The organism is Mesorhizobium sp. M7A.F.Ca.MR.362.00.0.0 (genome assembly GCF_004023175.1).
Classification (GTDB): domain Bacteria; phylum Pseudomonadota; class Alphaproteobacteria; order Rhizobiales; family Rhizobiaceae; genus Mesorhizobium.
Genome location: NZ_RZTF01000824.1, coordinates 1 through 892, shown reverse-complemented (window position 1 = coordinate 892; position 892 = coordinate 1). Strand labels below are relative to the sequence as shown.

General features: G+C 65.6%; 1 protein-coding gene. It reads right to left on the bottom strand.

The window, feature by feature from the left end; genetic code table 11:
• Positions 1 to 892 (bottom strand): AAA family ATPase (locus EOC06_RS37970; protein ID WP_164899034.1); only part of this gene is annotated, 892 nt, incomplete at both ends.

Below are 892 nucleotides of genomic sequence, written 5' to 3'. Positions count from 1 at the left end.
GGCGACCATGCCGGCCTCGTCCATGACGAACACCGTCTTGGCATCGAGCGTGTCCCGGCCCTTTTCCCAGCGTAGCTCCCACGACGCCAGAGTGCGGCTGGCGATCCCTGCTTCCTTCTCCAGACCCTCTGCCGCCTTGCCGGCAAGCGCAGCACCCACCACCCGGTACCCGGCAATTTCCCATGCCTCGCGGGCGGCCTTCATCATGGTGGTCTTGCCGGCGCCGGCGCGGCCGACGACAGCCGCGATGCGGGCGGAACCGGCGACATGGTCGATGGCGGTTCGCTGCTCGTCCGACAGGCGGGCATGCCGGGCAAAGGTCGCTTCCAGTAGCCTCTGCGGAACGCCGTGGGTCTCATGACCGGAAAGCCAGATCGCCCGCCGCGCCATCCCGGCTTCGAGCCGGATCAGATCCCGCAAAGTGTAGCGTGCGGGCATCCTTTCTCCGGTTGCAAAGGCCACCGTGTCGCGCTGCAGGCGCAACACCTCCGGGCGCTGGATGATGCGCGCAAGGAGCTGCTGAAACACTGCCGGATCGTCGACATAGCGATGCAGCACCTTCGCGATATCGCGTTCATCGAAGACGCTCTTCTCGCGGGTAACGAGATCGAGCACGATCTCCGGACGGGCCTGAATGCGGCGCAGGTTCTCAGCCTTCCGCGCCTCCTGCAGGTCAAGCCTCTCCAGCGACGGCTTCCATCCTTCCGCTGTTGCCTTGCGCTGGATCGCCTTGGCGCCAACGCCGACATGGATCGTCGGCACGAGCTCGATGCCCTGCTTTTCGTAGGCGCGGCCATCAACCTGTAGCGCGACCCCGTTGAGCGCGAGATGATGGTTCTGCCGTTCGAACCAGCCATCGCGAAAGGCGTTAAACTCTTGCGTGCCGCCGGCC